At 44.8% G+C, this 20,016-nt stretch carries 18 protein-coding genes; 16 read left to right on the forward strand and 2 right to left on the reverse strand.

Translation table 11 applies throughout. The features are described from left to right. Nucleotides 1-174 precede the first annotated feature (174 nt). The 16 genes from flhA (at nucleotide 175) to J8L84_RS13630 (ending at nucleotide 17,935) form a co-directional block, all read left to right on the forward strand. Nucleotides 175-2,274, forward strand: a complete 2,100-nt coding sequence (gene flhA / locus J8L84_RS13555) for a flagellar biosynthesis protein FlhA (RefSeq protein ID WP_013785092.1) — start codon at nucleotides 175-177, stop codon at nucleotides 2,272-2,274. 29 nt (nucleotides 2,275-2,303) lie between these two features. Then, nucleotides 2,304-3,701: a flagellar biosynthesis protein FlhF gene (gene flhF, locus J8L84_RS13560; protein ID WP_211071163.1), complete on the forward strand. Its 1,398-nt coding sequence runs from the start codon at nucleotides 2,304-2,306 to the stop codon at nucleotides 3,699-3,701. Continuing rightward, nucleotides 3,698-4,564 (forward strand): MinD/ParA family protein, encoded by an 867-nt coding sequence (locus tag J8L84_RS13565; protein WP_211071164.1) that lies wholly within the window; start codon nucleotides 3,698-3,700, stop codon nucleotides 4,562-4,564. Before flhF ends, J8L84_RS13565 begins: the two co-directional genes overlap by 4 nt. Further along, nucleotides 4,561-5,292 (forward strand): RNA polymerase sigma factor FliA, encoded by a 732-nt coding sequence (locus tag J8L84_RS13570; RefSeq protein ID WP_013785089.1) that lies wholly within the window; start codon nucleotides 4,561-4,563, stop codon nucleotides 5,290-5,292. The genes J8L84_RS13565 and J8L84_RS13570 overlap by 4 nt, the downstream gene beginning before the upstream one ends. A 36-nt stretch (nucleotides 5,293-5,328) precedes the next feature. After that, nucleotides 5,329-5,712 (forward strand): chemotaxis response regulator CheY, encoded by a 384-nt coding sequence (gene cheY / locus J8L84_RS13575; RefSeq protein ID WP_013785088.1) that lies wholly within the window; start codon nucleotides 5,329-5,331, stop codon nucleotides 5,710-5,712. A 34-nt stretch (nucleotides 5,713-5,746) separates the two neighbouring features. Beyond that, complete coding sequence (locus tag J8L84_RS13580) at nucleotides 5,747-6,511, forward strand: protein phosphatase CheZ (RefSeq protein ID WP_057793290.1); 765 nt, start codon at nucleotides 5,747-5,749, stop codon at nucleotides 6,509-6,511. A 12-nt stretch (nucleotides 6,512-6,523) separates the two neighbouring features. Beyond that, nucleotides 6,524-8,752 (forward strand): chemotaxis protein CheA, encoded by a 2,229-nt coding sequence (locus tag J8L84_RS13585; protein ID WP_211071165.1) that lies wholly within the window; start codon nucleotides 6,524-6,526, stop codon nucleotides 8,750-8,752. A gap of 30 nt (nucleotides 8,753-8,782) precedes the next feature. Further along, the gene (locus tag J8L84_RS13590; RefSeq protein WP_211071166.1) at nucleotides 8,783-9,913 is read left to right on the forward strand and encodes a chemotaxis response regulator protein-glutamate methylesterase; all 1,131 of its coding nucleotides are present in this window, start codon (nucleotides 8,783-8,785) and stop codon (nucleotides 9,911-9,913) included. 71 nt (nucleotides 9,914-9,984) lie between these two features. Next, complete coding sequence (locus tag J8L84_RS13595; protein ID WP_057793285.1) at nucleotides 9,985-10,749, forward strand: ParA family protein; 765 nt, start codon at nucleotides 9,985-9,987, stop codon at nucleotides 10,747-10,749. A 6-nt stretch (nucleotides 10,750-10,755) separates the two neighbouring features. After that, a complete protein-coding gene (locus tag J8L84_RS13600; RefSeq protein ID WP_211071167.1) occupies nucleotides 10,756-11,607 on the forward strand; it encodes a chemotaxis protein CheW in 852 nt (283 codons plus the stop codon). Continuing rightward, complete coding sequence (locus tag J8L84_RS13605) at nucleotides 11,582-12,073, forward strand: chemotaxis protein CheW (RefSeq protein ID WP_211071168.1); 492 nt, start codon at nucleotides 11,582-11,584, stop codon at nucleotides 12,071-12,073. The genes J8L84_RS13600 and J8L84_RS13605 overlap by 26 nt, the downstream gene beginning before the upstream one ends. A gap of 89 nt (nucleotides 12,074-12,162) precedes the next feature. Then, a complete protein-coding gene (locus tag J8L84_RS13610; protein WP_211071169.1) occupies nucleotides 12,163-12,603 on the forward strand; it encodes a DUF2802 domain-containing protein in 441 nt (146 codons plus the stop codon). A gap of 100 nt (nucleotides 12,604-12,703) precedes the next feature. Continuing rightward, complete coding sequence (metA, locus tag J8L84_RS13615; protein WP_057793277.1) at nucleotides 12,704-13,642, forward strand: homoserine O-succinyltransferase; 939 nt, start codon at nucleotides 12,704-12,706, stop codon at nucleotides 13,640-13,642. A gap of 3 nt (nucleotides 13,643-13,645) precedes the next feature. Then, on the forward strand, nucleotides 13,646-14,713 hold the full coding sequence (locus tag J8L84_RS13620) for a homocysteine S-methyltransferase family protein (RefSeq protein ID WP_129737091.1): 1,068 nt from the start codon (nucleotides 13,646-13,648) through the stop codon (nucleotides 14,711-14,713). 8 nt (nucleotides 14,714-14,721) lie between these two features. Continuing rightward, the gene (metH, locus tag J8L84_RS13625) at nucleotides 14,722-17,346 is read left to right on the forward strand and encodes a methionine synthase (protein WP_211071170.1); all 2,625 of its coding nucleotides are present in this window, start codon (nucleotides 14,722-14,724) and stop codon (nucleotides 17,344-17,346) included. Beyond that, nucleotides 17,339-17,935: a DUF938 domain-containing protein gene (locus J8L84_RS13630; RefSeq protein ID WP_211071171.1), complete on the forward strand. Its 597-nt coding sequence runs from the start codon at nucleotides 17,339-17,341 to the stop codon at nucleotides 17,933-17,935. The genes metH and J8L84_RS13630 overlap by 8 nt, the downstream gene beginning before the upstream one ends. 133 nt (nucleotides 17,936-18,068) lie before the next feature. On the opposite strand, the gene J8L84_RS13635 is transcribed toward J8L84_RS13630, so the two are convergent. Both J8L84_RS13635 and J8L84_RS13640 read right to left on the reverse strand, forming a co-directional pair. Next, nucleotides 18,069-18,962 (reverse strand): LysR family transcriptional regulator, encoded by an 894-nt coding sequence (locus J8L84_RS13635; RefSeq protein ID WP_211071172.1) that lies wholly within the window; start codon nucleotides 18,960-18,962, stop codon nucleotides 18,069-18,071. Nucleotides 18,963-19,070: 108 nt separating this feature from the next. Further along, the gene (locus tag J8L84_RS13640; protein ID WP_211071173.1) at nucleotides 19,071-20,015 is read right to left on the reverse strand and encodes a hydrogen peroxide-inducible genes activator; all 945 of its coding nucleotides are present in this window, start codon (nucleotides 20,013-20,015) and stop codon (nucleotides 19,071-19,073) included. Between the last annotated feature and the right edge of the window lies 1 nt (nucleotide 20,016).

Below are 20,016 nucleotides of genomic sequence, written 5' to 3' on the forward strand. Positions count from 1 at the left end.
TCTGAATCGGAGCTTGAGCAAAGGCTTATAACGAGACAATCTTTATTGTAGTGCTGAGAATTGCAGCCCTCCCACTTATGTTTAATCGGTTTTGTATAAAGCTGGCACGGTAGTTGTAATACTCATTGAAAGATAGCGTTAAGCGTCAATTTTCCGATAGAGAGACTCCCTGCAATGCAGTTATCCGGTTACCTTCAGCGATTCGATAAAAGTCAGCTGCAGAACATTACCAGTGGCTTAGGCGCTCCCATTGTTCTTCTTGCCATTATGGGCATGGTTATTCTTCCCATGCCGCCATTCCTACTCGACGTATTGTTCAGCTTTAATATTGCGCTGTCTTTAGTCATTATTTTGGTGGCAGTACTCACCCAAAAGCCGGTTGATTTCGGTATTTTCCCCCTCGTATTATTGATTGCTACTGTACTGCGATTAGCCCTAAATGTGGCCTCTACCCGTGTGGTATTACTGTACGGGCATGAAGGGGGCGATGCTGCGGGTAAGGTTATCGAAGCCTTTGGTGCTGTGGTCATTGGCGGTAACTATGCGGTGGGTGTGGTGGTCTTTGCTATCTTGCTCATTATCAACTTTAAAGTGGTCACCGCCGGTGCAGGGCGTATTTCAGAAGTAAGTGCACGCTTTACGCTTGATGCTATGCCAGGTAAGCAAATGGCGATTGATGCCGACTTGAATGCAGGCTATATCGACCAAGATCAGGCGCGTGCTCGCCGTGAAGAAATAACCGCCGAAGCAGACTTCTACGGATCGATGGACGGTGCGTCAAAATTTGTGAAAGGTGATGCGGTCGCGGGCCTATTCATCATGCTCATTAACATTGTAGGCGGCCTGTTTATCGGCATGATTCAACACGGGCTAAGCTTTGGAAATGCTATTGAGGTGTACACCATATTAACCATTGGTGACGGTTTAGTGGCACAAATTCCATCGCTGTTACTGTCTGTAGCTACCGCAATTATTGTTACCCGAGAAAACGAAACCCAAGAAATGGGTAAAGAAATTCGTAGTCAATTGGGTAATAGCCAAGCCCTTTATATTGCTTCTGGTGTGCTATTCGTTATGGGGATAATTCCCGGCATGCCTCATCTGGCCTTTATTGGTTTTTCAGTGCTTATAGCCGGTTACGCTTACTGGCAGGGTGTTGCCGCTAAACGCGAGGCAGAAAAGCCTAAAACTCCAGCGAATATAGTGAAAGATGACACGGTAGCGCCTGAAATAAAAGAGCTTGGATGGGACGATGTACAGCATGTAGACACCATAGGTTTAGAAGTAGGGTACCGATTAATACCCTTGGTAGATAAGTCCCAGGGCGGAGAACTGCTCACTCGTATTAAAGGGGTGCGTAAGAAGCTGTCTCAAGAACTAGGCTTTCTTATTCCACCCGTACACATTCGCGATAATCTAGATTTAGAGCCTAACCTTTATACTATTGCCATGTTGGGCGTCACCATTGGTGATGCACAGATAAGTCATGATGAAGAACTTGCGATTAATCCGGGTCAAGTATTTGGCAAATTGGAAGGCCGTGCTACCAAAGACCCTGCCTTTGGCTTAGACGCGGTATGGATCAAACCGAATAAGCGTGAGCACGCGCAAACCCTAGGTTATACCGTGGTTGATGCAGCTACTGTGGTTGCTACTCACTTAAGTCAATTGCTGACAAACAACGCCTACCAACTACTTGGGCATGAAGAAGCTCAGCAGCTATTAGACATGCTAGCCAAGCAGCATCCTAAATTAGTTGAAGGATTAGTGCCTGATATTCTGCCGCTAAGCACCATCGTTAAAGTGCTGCAAACCTTGTTATTTGAAGGGGTGCCTATTCGCGACATGCGTACTATTGTACAAACCTTGAGTGAGTATGGCCCACGTAGCCAAGACCCAGATGTACTGGTGTCTGCGGTACGTATTGCGCTTAAACGTCTCATCACTCAAGAAATTACCCAAGGGGCGAAAGAGATACCCGTCATAACCTTGGCGCCAGAGTTGGAACAGATGTTGCACCAGTCATTACAAGCAGGTGGCGAAGATGGCGCTGGTATTGAACCAGGACTGGCCGATAAGCTGCAAAAATCATTGCAGCAAGCTAGTCAGCAACAAGAATTAGAAGGTGAGCCTGCGGTACTTCTCACTTCCGGTATGTTGCGCCCCGTACTATCTCGCTTCTTAAAGTATTCGGTCGCGGGTTTACATGTACTTTCCTATCAGGAAGTACCCGACGATAAGCAGATAAAAATAGTCAGTTCGGTCGGTCAATAATCTGACACTGGGTGATTGGAGAGTTTTCAATGAAAATCAGACGTTTCTTTGGCAAAGATATGCGAGAAGCTTTAAGCCAAGTTAAAGCGGAATTAGGCAGTGATGCCGTTATCATGTCAAACCGAAAGCTTGCTGACGGTATCGAACTGGTAGCCGCTTACGATAAAGAGCCAGAAGCTAAACTGTCGATTAAAAAGCCTGCACCTAGTGCACAAGGACAAGCGAAAGCAGCGGTTCCTAGTCTTAGTGAAATCATCGGTGATGATGGTCCAGACAGCTTAAAAGCACTGTTGGAAAAACAACATGGTGGCAGTATTCAAAGCCCAACTTCAGCACCAGCCCCCAGTGCCAATGCTCAGCATGCTAATCAAATTGCTTCGCACTTAGACTTTTCAGAAGCCTTTATCGACGATGTAGAAGCAAGCCAGCACACCTCAGAATTCCCAAGCCATCAGGCGTCTAGCCTAAATGAAAGCCTTGATAATAGTAGTGCTGCTAAATCTGACGAGTTATCGCAGATTAAAGAGGAATTGGCGTCACTACGAAATGTACTTCAATACCAAGTTGCCGATTTGATGGAAGCAAAAAGTCGTCGTCAGCAGCCTGTACACCATTACTTAATTCAGCGTTTAACCGATATGGGGTTAAGCCAATCACTGGCAGAGCAACTGATTAGTTATACGCCGTCGCATTACAACGAGCGTGACGCCTGGGTGTATCTTCTAAACCTATTGGCTAATCGCATTAATGTGACAGGTAACGATATACTTACGCAAAAGGGCGCAGTAGCGTTAGTGGGTCCTACCGGAACAGGTAAAACTACCACAGTAGCGAAATTGGCTGCACGCTATGCACAGAAATACGGTGCTGACTCCGTTGCCATGATTACGATAGATACCTACCGTATTGCAGCGTTTGAGCAATTAGCCACATATGGAAAAATTATTGGTTGCACGGTGCGTAAAGCGCAAAGTAGTGAAGAATTATCAGATTTATTGTTTCAATTACGCCATAAGAGACTAGTGTTAATTGATACGGCAGGCTTTAGTCAGCGAGATAGTCGATTAATTAAACAGATAAATCAATTTGATAACGGCCAAATGCAGCCAGTAAAAAAATACCTAGTAGCGCAAGCGAATACCCAATATGCTGCGTTGCAACGTATTATAGATGCGTACGAAGGGGTGGAACTTAGCGGTTGTATCTTTACAAAGCTTGATGAGTGCTACTCTCTAGGCGAAGTGCTTAGCGCTGCGGTGGAGTACCAGTTACCTGTCAGTTATGTAACAGATGGACAGAAAGTTCCTGAAGACATTAAGATTGCAGAAGCAAAATCTTTAGTATCTGCTGCTGCAAAGCTTTATAAAAAGTACGGTTTGAATCATACTACTAGTAACAATGTGGTTAAAACAGCACGAGCAGTATGATTGATGATCAAGCGAGTAGCTTACGAAAAATGAAGCAATCACGATTAATCAAAGTTATCGCCGTCACCGGAGGTAAAGGTGGCGTTGGTAAGACAAATATTACGCTAAACACCGCTATTGCTATGGCAAAGCAGGGAAAGCGGGTAATGGTATTGGATGCAGACTTAGGTCTGGCCAATGTGGATGTAATGCTAGGATTGCGCGTAGAGAAAAACCTCTCTCACGTATTATCTGGTGAGTGTACCTTGGACGATGTACTCGTTACGGGCCCTCACGGTATAAAAATAGCACCAGCCACATCAGGCTCTCAATCAATGGCAGAGCTATCACCAACGCAGCATGCAGGGCTCATTAGAGCTTTTAGCGAATTGCGCTCGCCCATTGATGTACTTATTGTGGATACCGCAGCGGGTATTTCCGATATGGTGCTAAGTTTCTCCAAAGCCTCTCAAGATATTATGGTGGTAGTGTGCGATGAGCCCACTTCACTCACTGATGCCTATGCGTTAATTAAAATTCTTAACCGAGAGCACGGTGTTTTTCGCTTCAAAGTGGTCGCCAACATGGTCCGCGATGTTAGAGAAGGTCAGGAGCTTTTCAGTAAATTATCTAAAGTAACAGGGCGATTTTTAGATGTTGCGCTAGAATTGGTAGCAACAGTTCCTTTTGACGAGAACATACGCAAAGCAGTACGTAAACAAACGTCAATTGTAGATGCTTACCCAAGTTCGCCGGCAGCCGTGGCAATTAGCCAGCTAGCAGCCAAAGCAGCATCATGGCCTATTCCTGCGCAACCAGGTGGTCATTTAGAATTTTTTATTGAACAACTAGTAGCAGATAAAGCAGTAGGAAGTCAGCGTTGAATAGCAAAGCAGCCGCTTATCAACAGCAAACGGACAAGTCACAATTAGTTGAGCGTCACGCTTCGCTGGTGAAGCGAATAGCACACCACTTAATGGCGAGATTACCAGCCAGTGTTCTTGTCGATGATTTAATCCAGTCAGGTATGATTGGACTGCTAGAAGCTGCACGAAATTTTGACGGTTCCAAAGGTGCAAGTTTCGAAACCTTTGCAGGTATTCGTATTCGCGGCGCCATGCTTGATGAAATAAGAAAAGGTGATTGGACGCCTCGCTCTGTTCATAAAAACGGAAGGGCAATCACCGAAGCAATCTCTCAAGTTGAAGGTGAAACAGGCCGAGACGCGCGAGATGTTGATATTGCAGCTAAAATGAATGTCAGTATGCAAGATTATCATCAAATGCTTAACGAAGTGAATGCTGGGAAATTGGTGGGTATTGAGGACCTAGGTGTTTCTGAAGATGTTATTTCTACAGAAAAAAACCGAGGCAGCGACGCACCGTTAGAAGATTTGATGCAAGGGGCTTTCCAAAAAGCGCTAGCACATGCTATTACTACATTACCCGAACGGGAAGCGATTGTACTTTCTTTATACTATGATGAAGAACTGAACCTTAGAGAAATAGGTGAAGTTCTTGATGTTAGTGAATCGCGAGTGAGTCAGATTCATAGTCAGGCCATGTTAAAACTCAAATCACGAATGAAATCGTGGCAAGTTGACGAAGAATAGAAATTAATAACAATTAACCCCTCATTGGAGGCTATTTTGGATAAAAGTATGAAAATTCTCGTGGTTGACGATTTTTCTACCATGAGACGTATCATAAAGAACCTGCTAAAAGATTTGGGTTTTGCCAATATCCAGGAAGCGGACGACGGTAACACCGCGCTGCCTATGCTACAACAAGGTGATTTTGACTTTGTTGTAACAGATTGGAATATGCCAGGTATGCAAGGTATCGACTTATTACGCGCTATACGTGCCGACGATAAGTTGAAGCACCTACCGGTTCTCATGGTGACAGCAGAAGCGAAGAAAGAACAAATCGTTGCCGCAGCGCAAGCTGGTGTAAACGGTTATGTTGTAAAACCTTTCACTGCCGCTACGTTGAAAGAGAAATTAGACAAAATCTTCGAACGTTTAGGTTGATCCAGACGCTCACCAGAGAAATGAGGTTTACTGGATGTCGACAAATGAAAGTGTCTCTATAACGCTCGAAGAAGCCAAAAAATTGGTAGCGTATCTTGAAGAGGGCGATAACGCATCAGCGAACGCCGTCTTAGAAGCCGTTTCGATGAAAGAGTCCATTGAGCTCTTTGCTGAAGTTGGTAAATTAACGCGTCAACTTCATGATTCGTTAAATAATTTCCAAATCGATGAACGTATTAAAAATTTAACCGTTGATGACATTCCTGATGCGCAGACGCGACTGATGTACGTTATCGAAGAGACGGAAAAAGCGGCCAATACCACTATGGATGCTGTTGAAGAGTGCATGCCAATTGCGGAAGTGCTTTCTACACGCATCGAAAAAATTATGCCGGAATGGAAAAAACTGATGAATCGTCAACTTGAGTTGGGTGAATTCAAAGTTTTATGCGCAGATTTAGACGAATTGCTAGAAGACGGATCGAAACAATCGTCTAAGCTTACATCATTGCTTACCGAAGTGTTAATGGCACAAGGTTATCAAGATCTTACCGGTCAAGTTATTCGCAGAGTGATTGAACTCGTAAAAGAAGTGGAAGATAGCTTAGTTAATATGCTGACGATGTTCGGTGAACCCGAACAGTCAGAGCAAGACAAGCCATCTGAAGCGAAAGTCGAAAAAGTTAACAAGATTGATGGTGTCGAAGCCGAAGGTCCAATTATTGATGCAGACCAACGCGATGATGTGGTATCTGGCCAAGATGACGTAGATGATCTTTTGTCTAGCTTAGGTTTTTAGGGGAGCGGGCGCATGGCGTTTGATGTTGACGAGGATATATTACAGGACTTTCTAGTTGAAGCTGGGGAGATCCTTGAACAATTACAAGAACAGCTCGTTGATCTGGAAAATAATCCTGAAGATGGAGATTTACTTAATGCTATCTTCCGGGGTTACCATACCGTAAAAGGTGGCGCCGGCTTTTTGTCGCTTACTGAATTAGTTGAAATTTGCCACGGTGCAGAAAACGTTTTCGATGTAATGCGAAACGGACAACGTACTCTTACGCCTGAATTGATGGACACCATTCTTCAGGCCACCGATGTAGTAGTAGATATGTTTGAGCGTGTTAAAGCGCAAGAGCCGCTAGTACCTGCAGACGCAAAGTTAGTTGATTTGCTGCATAAGTTAAGCACCCCAGAAACTCCAGACGAAAATATCTTTGGTGACAGTAGTGATGCGGCTGAAGCCCCCGCTGCCGAAGTTGTCGAGGAAGAATTTGCGTTGGAAGAAGCGCCCGTACCTGAAGCGCCTGCTGCCAGCAGCGATGGCGGCATCGATGAAATTTCTGAAGATGAATTTGAAGCTTTACTTGATGAACTTCATGGTTCAAACGCCCCAGGTAAATCTGCGCCTAAAGCAGAACCAAAAGCGGCTGCACCCGCTGCCGCTGGTTCAGGTGATGATATTACCGACGACGAATTTGAAGCGCTGTTAGACGAATTGCATGGCAAAGGTAAATTCAAAGAAGAAGAATCCGCGCCTGCAGCTGCGCCAAAAGCGTCAGCGCCTAGCGGTGAAGAAATTACCGACGATGAGTTTGAAGCACTACTTGACCAGTTACATGGTTCAGGCCAAGGGCCTACAGCGCAAGGCGCTGAACCAGCAGCAAATACTCCGCCTGTAGATAAAAAGGCGACAGAAGCAATTCAGAAGGCTAAAGCAGAGCAATCTGCCGCTAGTACGCCAGCTAAATCAACGCCTGCCGCAAAAGCGCCAGCGCCTAGTCCAGCAGCTAAAAAGGCGCCAGAGCCTGCTAAAGCCGCGGCTAAGAAAGACGACAAAAAAGCAACCCCAGCACCTCCTCAAGCAGAAACCACAGTACGTGTTGATACCAAGCGCCTAGACCAAATTATGAATATGGTCGGTGAGTTAGTATTAGTACGAAATCGTTTGCTGAGTTTAGGAATAAACAATGCCGACGAAAGTATGTCTAAGGCAATTGCTAACCTTGATGTGGTAACGGGCGATTTGCAGGGTGCGGTTATGAAAACCCGCATGCAGCCAATTAAGAAAGTGTTTGGCCGCTTCCCTCGCGTTGTTCGAGACTTAGCACGTAGTTTGAAAAAAGAAATCACCTTAGAGTTGGAAGGTGAAGAGACAGATTTAGATAAAAACCTGGTAGAAGCATTGGCCGATCCGTTGGTTCACTTAGTGAGAAACTCAGTGGATCATGGTATTGAAATGCCAGATGACCGTGCTGCTACAGGTAAATCCCGAATGGGGACCGTGAGATTAGCGGCTTCTCAAGAAGGTGATCATATCCTACTTACCATTGAAGATGACGGTAAGGGCATGGATGCGGAAAAACTGAAAGAGATTGCGATAAGTCGAGGTGTTTTAGACGCCGATGCGGCTGCGCGTATGTCTGATGTTGAAGCGTTTAATCTTATTTTTGCACCAGGTTTCTCTACGAAAACTGAGATAAGTGATATCTCGGGCCGTGGTGTAGGCATGGATGTGGTTAAAACAAAAATTAACCAGCTTAACGGTACCATTAGTATTGATTCTCACCTTGGGAAAGGCACGCGACTCGATATTAAAGTTCCACTTACGCTTGCGATATTACCTACCCTAATGATTGTGGTTGGCAAACAAACGTTCGCGTTACCGTTAGGTGCGGTCAACGAAATTATCAATATGGACATCAAGAAAACCAATACGGTTGATGGCCAATTAACCATGATAGTTCGTTCTAAAGCGATACCACTGTTCTTCCTTGGAGAATGGTTGATCCGCGGACCTAAAAATATAATCAAAGAAAAAGGTCACGTCGTCGTGGTTCAAATAGGCACTCAGCAAGTTGGTTTTGTTGTTGATGCGCTAATAGGCCAAGAAGAAGTGGTGATAAAACCATTAGATGCCTTATTACAGGGAACGCCAGGTATGGCGGGAGCGACTATCACATCCGACGGTGGAATTGCACTCATCTTAGATGTTCCTAGCTTATTGAAGCGTTATGCTCGGAAGCCTTTAAAGTAATACGGCGGAACACATAGGAAATTTACATCCATGGTCTTTAAAGTCCTGGTCGTGGACGATTCTACTTTTTATCGTCGTCGAGTTCGTGAAATTCTCGACGAAGATAGAGAACTTGAAGTTATTGGCGAAGCTCGTAACGGGCAAGATGCACTAGATAAAATAGATACACTGCTACCCGATGTAGTCACAATGGATGTGGAAATGCCGGTAATGGATGGCATTTCAGCGGTAAAGGCCATTATGGAAAAGCGGCCTGTGCCTATTTTGATGTTTTCGTCTCTTACGCACCATGGTGCACAAGCGACACTAGATGCGTTAGAAGCCGGTGCATTAGATTTTTTGCCAAAGAAATTCGAAGATATCGCCCAAGACCGTAAAGATGCAGCACGACTGCTCTGTACAAAAGTAAGATTAATTGCACGGCGTGGTGTTGGTATCAAACGCCCTGTATTAAAGCGAATTGAAAGTAGGAAGTTTCCTGATAACGCGCCGAAACCAGCGTTTTTCAAGAGCTCTAATCTACTGACCGGAAGGAAAGATGCCACGAGGCAGCCTACCGTTTCCTCGATTAAGGCTTCTGGTAAAAGGTATAAGTGTTTAGCAATTGGTGCCTCTACGGGTGGCCCCGTGGCATTGCAGAAGATATTGGTAGCACTGCCGACAGATTTTCCTTATCCAATTGTGTTGGTGCAACATATGCCTGGCACTTTTACTAACGCGTTTGCACAGCGACTAAATTCTCATTGCAATATTGCGGTGAAAGAAGCTGAACATGGAGACATATTGAAACCAGGGTGCGCTTATTTAGCCCCCGGTGGCAAACAAATGTTGATAGAGGGTGCAGGCTCTCATAAGAAAGTAGTAATTACCGACGCTAACCCGTCTGATAAAATAAATTATAAGCCGAGTGTTGATTTAACCTTCGGTTCGCTGGCCAAAGCTTATGGTGGCGATTTATTGGGTATTATATTAACTGGTATGGGCGCAGATGGGCGAGAAGGCTGCCGTTTGATGAAAGACAATGGTGCTACCATTTGGGCGCAAGATCAGGATTCATGTGTTGTTTATGGCATGCCTCAAGCGGTAGCTGTTGCAAACATATCGGTTAACAGTATTGATATAGATGACATGAGCAGCTGTATCTTAACCGAAATGAAATAGCCTAAGCGCAGCGGCAGTGTTGTCTGTGAATGAACAACACCCCAAGTAAATATAAGCTGGGAATTAAAACGATGAAGGTGTGGACAGTTGCAAACCAGAAAGGCGGAGTTGGTAAAACAACAACGACAGTAACCTTAGGTGGTTTGTTAGCTCAGCGCGGGAAGCGGGTATTGATGGTTGATACCGACCCCCACGCCTCACTTAGTTACTATTTCGGCATAGACGCAGAGTTACTCAGTCAATCTGTCTACGACATTTTTATTAAGTCTTCTGATATCACTGCCGATATGGTCATGGACTGTTTGTGTCCAACTAAGCTAGATAATTTGTACGTTTTGCCCGCTACCATGGCGTTAGCCACATTAGACAGAACAATGGGTAGTGAGCAAGGAATGGGCTTAGTGCTAAAAAAAGCGCTGGCCAAAGTAGAGAATGAATTTGATGTTGTCATTATTGATTGTCCGCCAGTACTTGGTGTACTTATGGTCAACGCATTGGCAGCATGTAATAAAGTGATAGTGCCGACACAAACAGAGTATTTGGCACTGAAAGGCTTAGACAGAATGATACGCACCATGGAAATAATGGGGCGCTCTCTTCAAAAGTCTTTTGACACTGTGATTATTCCTACTATGTTCGACAAACGCACGAACGCGGCACTTGAATCAAGAAAGCGTTTAATGAGCGATTATGGAGAGCGGGTTTGGCAAGGTGTAATTCCCGTAGATACGCATTTTAGAGATGCGAGTTTAGTACAGTTGCCAATTTCCGCAGCATACCCGAAAACCCGAGGGGTAACGGCTTATAGCAAGTTACTTGAGGTTTTGGAGAAGTAAAGTTAGATGAGCAATCAAGGACCTTTTGCACGGGAAGACGTTGTAGAGGCTTATCTCGATAGCCTATTAAAAGAGCCAGATGATCCGGCAGACGTCACTGCGCGAACGGCAAAATTGCTTGAGCAGGCAGTACAAACGTTAGCCGAAGAAGCCACAATTGATGAAGCACCTGCCACTGAACAAATCGTGGTTGAAGAAGCCATCATTGAAGCGGTGTCATCTAGCACAGGCAAAGATGTCGAAGAAACTACGCAATACGAAAAAAGCGACTACAATGAAATAGATAATGAGACTGCTGAGTCAGTCGAGGCCTCTTCAGATGAGGGGCAATCAGTTGAAAAAGGATTGTTGGTCGACAGCCTCGAAAATAATTTTCAGGCATTATTTTTTGAAGTGGCAGGGTTAACATTAGCGGTGCCATTAACCACCCTAGGTGGTATTCATCAGATTGAAAAGATAGGCCCTTTATTTGGTAAACCAGATTGGTTTATGGGGGTAATGATACATCGCGAAGAAAAGCTTAGCGTTGTAGATTCTGCAAGGTGGGTCATGCCAGAAAAGTATGATGAGAGTCTCGCAGAGTCATTGAACTACCGATATCTTATTATGTTAGGGGATAGTTCGTGGGGATTGGCCAGTGAGAAACTGGTTAACACGGTCACCTTGGCAAAAGCTGACGTCAAATGGCGTGAGTCTACCGGTAAGCGTCCCTGGTTAGCGGGGATGGTTAAAGAGAAAATGTGCGCGTTAATTGACGTTAACGAATTAATATCTATGCTTAACAAAGGCTTAGGCAGTAACGACCAGACGCCGAGTATTGGGAGCCAGGTTCATGAGCGACGAAAGAACGAACAGTAATACCACCGATAGTAACGATGAAGTCCTTCAATGGGTGACATACCGCTTAGGTGAAGAAACATACGGTATTAACGTAATGCAAGTGCAAGAAGTATTGCGTTACACTGAAATTGCACCTGTACCCGGCGCACCTAACTACGTATTAGGTATCATTAACCTACGTGGTAATGTTGTTACGGTCATTGATACACGTGCGCGTTTTGGATTACCACCAACAGAAATAACGGATAATACCCGTATTGTGATCATCGAATCTGATGAGCAAGTCGTGGGTATACTTGTTGATAGCGTGGCTGAAGTGGTTTACCTTCGCTCGTCTGAAATTGACAGTGCGCCAAACGTGGGTACTGAAGAAAGTGCTAAGTTTATCCAGGGTGTTAGCAACCGAGACGGTGAGCTTCTTATCCTAGTGGATTTAAACAAACTTTTAAGTGACGAAGAGTGGGATGAACTAAGTTCAATTTAGTCAGCCTACACGTCTAAAGGGCAGGTAACTGGGTTATCTGCCTTTTTTATTTCCGTTTTATATAGGTACGAATTAAGGCTTCTTCGCATATGGATCTGCAGTTTATTGCTCCAACAATCAACGAACTTATATTGCTTGTGCTTGTTATAGCACTGGTTATTTTTGCAATATGGTTGACGTTTAAAGAGCGAAAAACACATGCGGCGTTAGTTGAACTGCAAGAGCTTGTAACGCGCAGAACCGATGACATGGATACTCAAATCCGAGATTTTGGTCATCAACAAAATGAAGCCCAAACGAGAAGTTTAGTGGTGACGCGCCATCTGCAAGCCCTTCAAGCCAAGCAAGACGATTTCGAAAACCAAATCCGCGAAGTAAAACTTCAAGATCCCTCACTCCGGCTTTATCAGCGTGCCGCCGAGTTAGTAAAGCAAGGCGCTAGTATCGAAGAAGTGATGGAGGCCTGTGATATTCCCCGTGCCGAAGCAGAAATGTTGTTTATGGTGCACAAACAATCCCCTTCTCAATAACACTGTTAAACGTCCGTTTAGACGTCTAGACGTAAAGATGTTGACATCTGTGTGTTAATTGCCACAATACAGTCATAGTAATTTATGACTGGAGCCTTCTATGCCAATTCGTATACCAGAACAACTGCCTGCGCAGAATGTGTTGTTGGGCGAAAATATCTTCACCATGGAGAGCAATAGGGCGGCGAATCAGGATATACGTCCTCTTAAAGTTGGTATCTTAAACTTGATGCCTAATAAAATTGAGACTGAAGTACAGCTGTTGAGGTTACTCTCCAACACGCCACTACAAATTGATGTGGATTTTATTCGCATTGATAGTCAGGCGCCCAAAAATACCCCTCAGTCTCACATGGATGCTTTCTACCACGACTTTTCGCAAGTGGCAGACAAAAAGTACGATGGTCTTATCGTGACTGGCGCACCTCTCGCTTTACTAAAATACGAAGACGTAAAGTACTGGGATACCATGACCACCATTTTGGAATGGGCACAGCGTCACGTTAACTCCACGCTGTATTTATGCTGGGCTGCACATGCTGCCATGTATCACTTTTATAACTTTACTCGCACGCTGCGCAAAGAAAAATTCTCAGGTGTGTTCGAGCATAAAGTAAACGACCCACATAATGAATTATTACGTGGCTTCGACCCTGTATTCTATGCGCCTCATTCTCGTTATGGGCATATCGATACCGCGAATTATAATAGTGTAGACGGACTGCATGTGGTGGCGGAATCTGAAGAAGTAGGCGCCTATATTGTTGCCTCAGAAGACAAACGCATGGTTTTCGTTACAGGGCATCCAGAATATGATGCTGATACCCTTAAAGATGAGTATTTTAGGGACGTCAAAGCTGGGCAAACCCCCGCCATACCAAAAAATTATTTTACGGATAACGACCCGAACAAATCGCCTATCGTTAGATGGCGCTCCCACGGGAGTCTGTTCTTCACAAACTGGTTAAACTACTATGTTTACCAAACAACGCCGTATGACTTAAATCAGTTAGCTGAAAAATCACAGCCAAAGAGGTAACGCGTGAGTCAACATCCAGTTTCTAGCGCGCAAGCAACACTGCTAAGCGCTGCACAACAACGTATTCTCGTATTAGATGGTGCAATGGGCACCATGATCCAGCAACACAAGCTGGAAGAAGAAGATTACCGTGGCACTCAGTTTGCGGACTGGCATTGTGACGTGAAGGGTAATAACGACCTTTTAGCCATTACACAGCCAGATATTATTTATCAAATTCACTGCGATTATTTTGAAGCAGGCGCTGATATTGTTGAAACCAATACCTTCAACGCTACTACCATCGCCATGGCCGATTACGACATGGAAGCGCAATCAAGAGACATCAACATTGCCGCAGCCAAATTAGCCAGAAAAGCAGCCGATGAGTTCACGGCAAAAACGCCAGATAAACCAAGGTTTGTCGCAGGTGTATTAGGCCCAACTAATCGTACAGCGTCTATCTCTCCTGATGTTAACGACCCAGGTAAGCGCAACGTGACTTTCGATGCCTTAGTAGAAGCGTACACAGAGTCTACCGAAGCGTTAATTGAAGGCGGCGTAGATTTGATTATGCTTGAAACCATTTTCGATACGCTAAATGCTAAAGCGGCGGCTTTTGCCGTGGAAACCGTATTCGAAAAACTAGGTAAGTATTTGCCAGTGATGATTTCAGGCACCATTACCGACGCATCAGGCAGAACGCTCTCAGGACAAACCTCTGAAGCCTTTTATTATTCAATGCGCCACATTAGCCCATTTTCGTTTGGCCTAAATTGCGCATTAGGGCCTGACTTATTACGCCAATATGTTGAAGAAGTCTCAACGATTAGCGAGTGCCTTGTATCTGCTCACCCCAATGCAGGTTTACCTAACGAATTTGGCGAATACGATTTAGAAGCGCCTGAAATGGCCGAACATATCAAAGAATGGGCAGAGTCGGGTTTAGTGAATATTGTTGGCGGTTGCTGTGGCAGTACGCCAGAACATATTCGTGCTATTGCCGATGCGGTAAGCAGCATAGCACCAAGAACGGTGCCTAAGTTCGAACCTAAAATGCGTTTGTCTGGCCTTGAGCCGTTTGTACATTAGGAGGCAGCGTGAGCGCACAATTTTCTACATTTATTAATATTGGTGAACGTACTAACGTTACCGGTTCAGCACGCTTCAAACGTCTTATTCTTGAAGGCGATTATGAAACTGCCCTTGATGTTGCCCGCCAGCAAGTTGAAAGCGGCGCGCAAATCATCGATATCAATATGGACGAGGCCATGCTTGATTCCAAGCAGGCCATGGTTACCTTTTTGAACTTGATTGCTTCTGAGCCTGATATCAGTCGGGTGCCTATTATGATTGACTCATCAAAATGGGAAGTGATTGAAGCCGGGCTAAAATGCGTGCAAGGCAAGGCGATTGTAAACTCAATCAGCCTTAAAGAGGGTGAAGAAAGCTTTCTTACCCAAGCCAAGAAAATCAAACGTTATGGTGCTGCCACGGTAGTGATGGCGTTTGATGAAACGGGGCAGGCAGATACCCAAGCGCGTAAAGTTGAGATATGCCAGCGCAGTTATAAACTGCTGACAGAATCTATCGGTTTTCCACCTGAAGATATTATCTTCGACCCGAATATTTTTGCGGTAGCAACGGGTATAGAAGAGCACGATAACTACGCCGTAGATTTTATTGAAGCCACAGCGAAAATTCGTGAGCTTTGCCCTTATGCACATATTTCCGGTGGCCTTTCTAATATTTCGTTCTCGTTTAGGGGCAATAACCCCGTACGCGAAGCGATGCATTCGGTGTTTTTATACCACGCCATTCGTGCCGGTATGGACATGGCTATCGTGAATGCGGGGCAGCTTGAAGTTTATGATGAAATACCAAAAGAACTTCGTGAAGCGGTAGAAGATGTCATTCTAAATCGTTGTAGCGACTCTACTGAACGCTTGCTTGATATCGCCCCTAACTATCAAGGCGACGGTAAAGCGGCGGCAAAAGAAGATTTAAGCTGGCGAGAGCAAGACGTTAATAAGCGTTTGGCTCATGCGCTGGTAAAAGGTATTACTGATTACATTATTGATGATACTGAAGAAGCCCGTTTGCAGGCCGAGCGCCCGCTACATGTAATTGAAGGGCCGTTAATGGACGGCATGAACATTGTTGGCGACTTGTTTGGTGAAGGCAAAATGTTCTTGCCTCAGGTTGTAAAGTCGGCGCGGGTAATGAAAAAGGCCGTGGCCCACTTACAGCCTTACATTGAAGCCGAAAAATCCGATGGCACTAAGAGCAATGGTAAAATATTGCTTGCCACCGTGAAAGGCGACGTTCACGACATTGGTAAAAACATCGTAGGCGTTGTATTGCAATGTAATAACTTCGAAGTGATTGATCTCGGGGTGATGGTACCTGCAGCTACTATCTTGCAAGTGGCGAAAGATGAAAACGTAGACATGATTGGGCTCTCTGGCCTTATTACGCCTTCACTTGATGAAATGGTGCATGTAGCCAAAGAGATGGAGCGTCAAGGCTTCGACTTACCGCTTTTAATTGGCGGTGCAACTACTTCCAAAGCACACACGGCAGTTAAGATAGAACAAAATTATCATGCCCCTGTGGTGTATGTACCTAATGCAAGTCGCGCAGTTGGCGTGTGTCAAAAGCTGCTTAACCGTGGCTCTCGAGATATTTATGCCGAAGAACTGGCAAAAGAATACGACAAAGTACGTGACCAACACGCCCGTAAAAAACCGCGCAGCAAGCCAGTTACCCTAGCCCAAGCACGCGCCAATGCATTCACACCAGATTTTACAGAAGCACCGGTAACACCTAAGAAGTTAGGGGTAACACCGGTGGATGTAGATATCGCTACCTTGCGTCCGTATATCGATTGGACACCGTTCTTCCTGACTTGGTCTTTGGCCGGCAAGTATCCACGAATTCTAGAAGATGATGTGGTAGGGGAAGAAGCAAAGTCCTTATTTAGCGACGCCAACGAAATGCTTGATAACATTATCGCTAATAATTCATTGGCCGCTAAAGGTGTTATTGGGTTATTTCCTGCTAATAGGGTAGATGATGATATTGAAGTGTATACCGATGAGTCTCGCTCAGAAGTGCAAGGGGTAGCGCATCATCTTCGTCAGCAAACCTTAAAAGATAAATTCGCTAACTATTGCTTAGCCGATTATGTTGCCGAGAAATCATCAGGTATTAATGATTATATCGGTGCTTTCGCGGTGACAGGCGGAATAGGTGAAGATGAGCTAGCCGATAGCTTCATTAAAGCTGGGGATGACTACAACGGAATTATGGTAAAAGCCGTGGCCGATAGGTTAGCCGAAGCCTTTGCTGAATATTTGCACGAACAAGTGCGCAAAGTGTATTGGGGCTATGCGGAAAGTGAAAACTTAACCAATGACGACCTTATCCGAGAAAAATACCAAGGTATTCGACCGGCGCCAGGTTATGCAGCGTGCCCTGAGCATACTGAAAAGCAGCTTATTTGGGATTTATTATCGGCACAGCAGCATACTGGTATGAAACTCACCGAAAGCTACGCTATGTGGCCTGGAGCGGCAGTATCGGGGTGGTATTTCTCCCACCCTCAAAGTAAATATTTTGCCGTGGCTAAAATTCAAAAAGACCAAGTGGAAGACTACGCCACCCGTAAAGGTTGGACATTGGAAGAAGCTGAGAAATGGTTGGGGCCTAATTTACATGACTGAGTCGTTTTCAAAGCCGTTTAGCCAAGCGTGCGAAAATAACAAAGCGCCTATTTTAGCTGTACTTAACCGTACGTTTGCTAATTGTAAAGGCGTGTTAGAAATTGGCAGTGGTACGGGGCAGCATGCCGTTTACTTTGCTGAAAACCTTCCTCATTTGCAATGGTACTGTAGTGATCAGCCTGATCACCATGAGGGTATTACGGCGTGGTTAGAAGAAGCTGCGCTACCTAACGTTTCAAAGCCTGTATCGCTCACAATAGGTAAAGACGCCTTTCCAGCGTTATCGGTACAAGGTATTTACAGTGCTAATACCGCTCACATTATGCAACGTCATGAGGCAGAGCAGCTGATGAAATCAGTAAGTGAATACTTACCTTCAGGTGGGATTTTCTGTCAATATGGCCCTTTTACTATCGGCGGAGAGTTTTCCTCTGAAAGTAATAAGGCATTCCATGAGTCACTTATCGAGCGTGGATATGGTGGCTACCGTGATATTAGTGAACTGACTGAGTGGTGCCGAGACTTAGTGTTACGAGAAGTTCATAAGATGCCCGCAAATAATTTATTGCTGGAATGGCATAAACCCTAGCGGCCTTTTAGTAAACTGAGTAGCCATGGTGTATATAGGTCTCCATGGCCGTTGAGGCCACTCAGCTTAGAGGCGTATCTATAGGGTTAAATGGATGGGTAGGGTAGTTTAAAATGTAAACGCGGCTATCTGTTCATTTAGGCAACACGGTTGCCTTGGCCAACGAGATAAATTCGTCAACAAACCCAATTGGGTCAACCTCTTTTCGGTGGCCCAAATATAAGGTTTTTTGTAAGCCCTTTTCACCTAAGGGCTTATACGTTAACACATCAGATTCTTTCGCTTCTTCAACTAGCCATTTCGGTAATGCGGTAACACCGCGCCCAGCTGCCACCATTTGCAAAATAATTTCTGTGGTTTCAATGGTTCTGTGTTGTTTTACGCTCGCACCAGCAGGAGTAAGAAACCCAGAAAAAATATCCAGTCTATTAGTTTCTACCGGATAGGTGATCACCACTTCATTGGCCAATTGCGAAGGCTTGATATAGGCACATTTAGCCAAAGGATGTTCTTTGTGCATTACTAATACTTGTTCGTAATCTAATACGCCGGTGTAATTAATCGCATCTACATGTAATGGATCGGGTGTGAGTAATAAATCAATGTCGTAGCCGTGTAAGGCTTGTAAGCCACCGAATGAAAATGCTCGTCTTACATCAACGTCTACATCGGGGAAGGCCTTTAAAAAAGGCGCAACTACTTTTAGCAACCATTCGAAACAAGGGTGGCATTCCATCCCAATACGCAATATACCTTGCTTCCCTTCTGCCATACGGCGAAGCTGTGCCTCGGTGTGCTCGAATTGAGGCAGTACACGTTGAGATAACCCCACCAAGCTTTTACCTGCTTGAGTCAGCACTAATGTTCGACCTTCTTTTTGCCAAAGCGGCAACGAAAAGCTCGCTTCTAGTTTTTTCATCGAATGACTAAGCGCTGACTGAGTAACGAACAACGACTTGGCTGCTTCCGTCATGGTGCCGTGTTTATGAATAGCGTTAATAATCTTAAGATGCTGACGTTCAATCATAATTTATGAATGTTGCTCATGTATTAACGTAAATATACCATTATTTTTAATCAGTTTTGCCATGCTAATTAGGTAAATTGCGATAAGTGTAGAAACGTAAACACGTGATTAACCGTGAATGACATCTACCGCGGTTGAAAGTCGGTTACCGATAATATCCCTGATCACAGAAGTAATTTCTCTAAAGGTTTTGCGTCCTGGTGCGGTATTTCTCCACGCTAAGGAGTGCTGTCTTTCAATGGGCATACCTTCTATTTCACAAACATGAAGTGCCTCGGGGTGATGCAACTCTGAATGTATATATAGCCCCGGCAAAAATGCTACCCCCATACCCATTACTACCATTTGTCGCAGTGTATCTAAGCTTGTTCCTTCGTAGTCCCGTTGCAGGTTTGCGCCAATTTCGTCGCAAATATGTTGCACTTGATGATGAAAATGGTGTCTATCTTCTAATGTGAGTACTCTTTCTCCGGCTATTTGTTCAGGGCGCACAAAGGCATTCCCAGCAAGATGATGATCGGAAGGCACAACAAATTTAAGGGGTTCGTTAAATAACGGCTCGGTTATTAGCTGCGAATATTCACTGGAAAGTGGTGAGATAATTAAATCGTACTCGCCATGCAGCAATCCATGTTGTAGCGCCTGCGGTGCAGCTTCTCGCACGTAGAAACGTAGTCCCGGCTTGCGCTGATGTAACTCAGGCAAAATATGGGGCAACAAATAAGGGCCGAGAGTAGGGGGAATACCAAGCCTGAAGGTAACCACTTCACCTTCAGCCAGGTCCCGCGCAATTTCATTGAAACGGTGATTAGCTTGTAGCACTTCTTCGGCCGCTTCGAAAAGTGCTTTTCCTTGGGGCGATAATAAGGTGCCAGTTCGCGAACGTTCGAACAACACTAAGTCTAGACTCGTTTCAAGAGTATTAATTTGGCTCGTTAATGTGGGCTGACTAATACCTAGGCTTGTGGCCGCTTGCCGAAAGCTTAGGTATTTAGCTACCGCAACAAAATAACGAATTTGGTTAATCGATGGAGTTTTACCGTTCAGTAACATG

This window comes from Alteromonas sp. MMG017, assembly GCF_018100795.1.
In the GTDB taxonomy this organism is placed as follows: domain Bacteria; phylum Pseudomonadota; class Gammaproteobacteria; order Enterobacterales; family Alteromonadaceae; genus Alteromonas.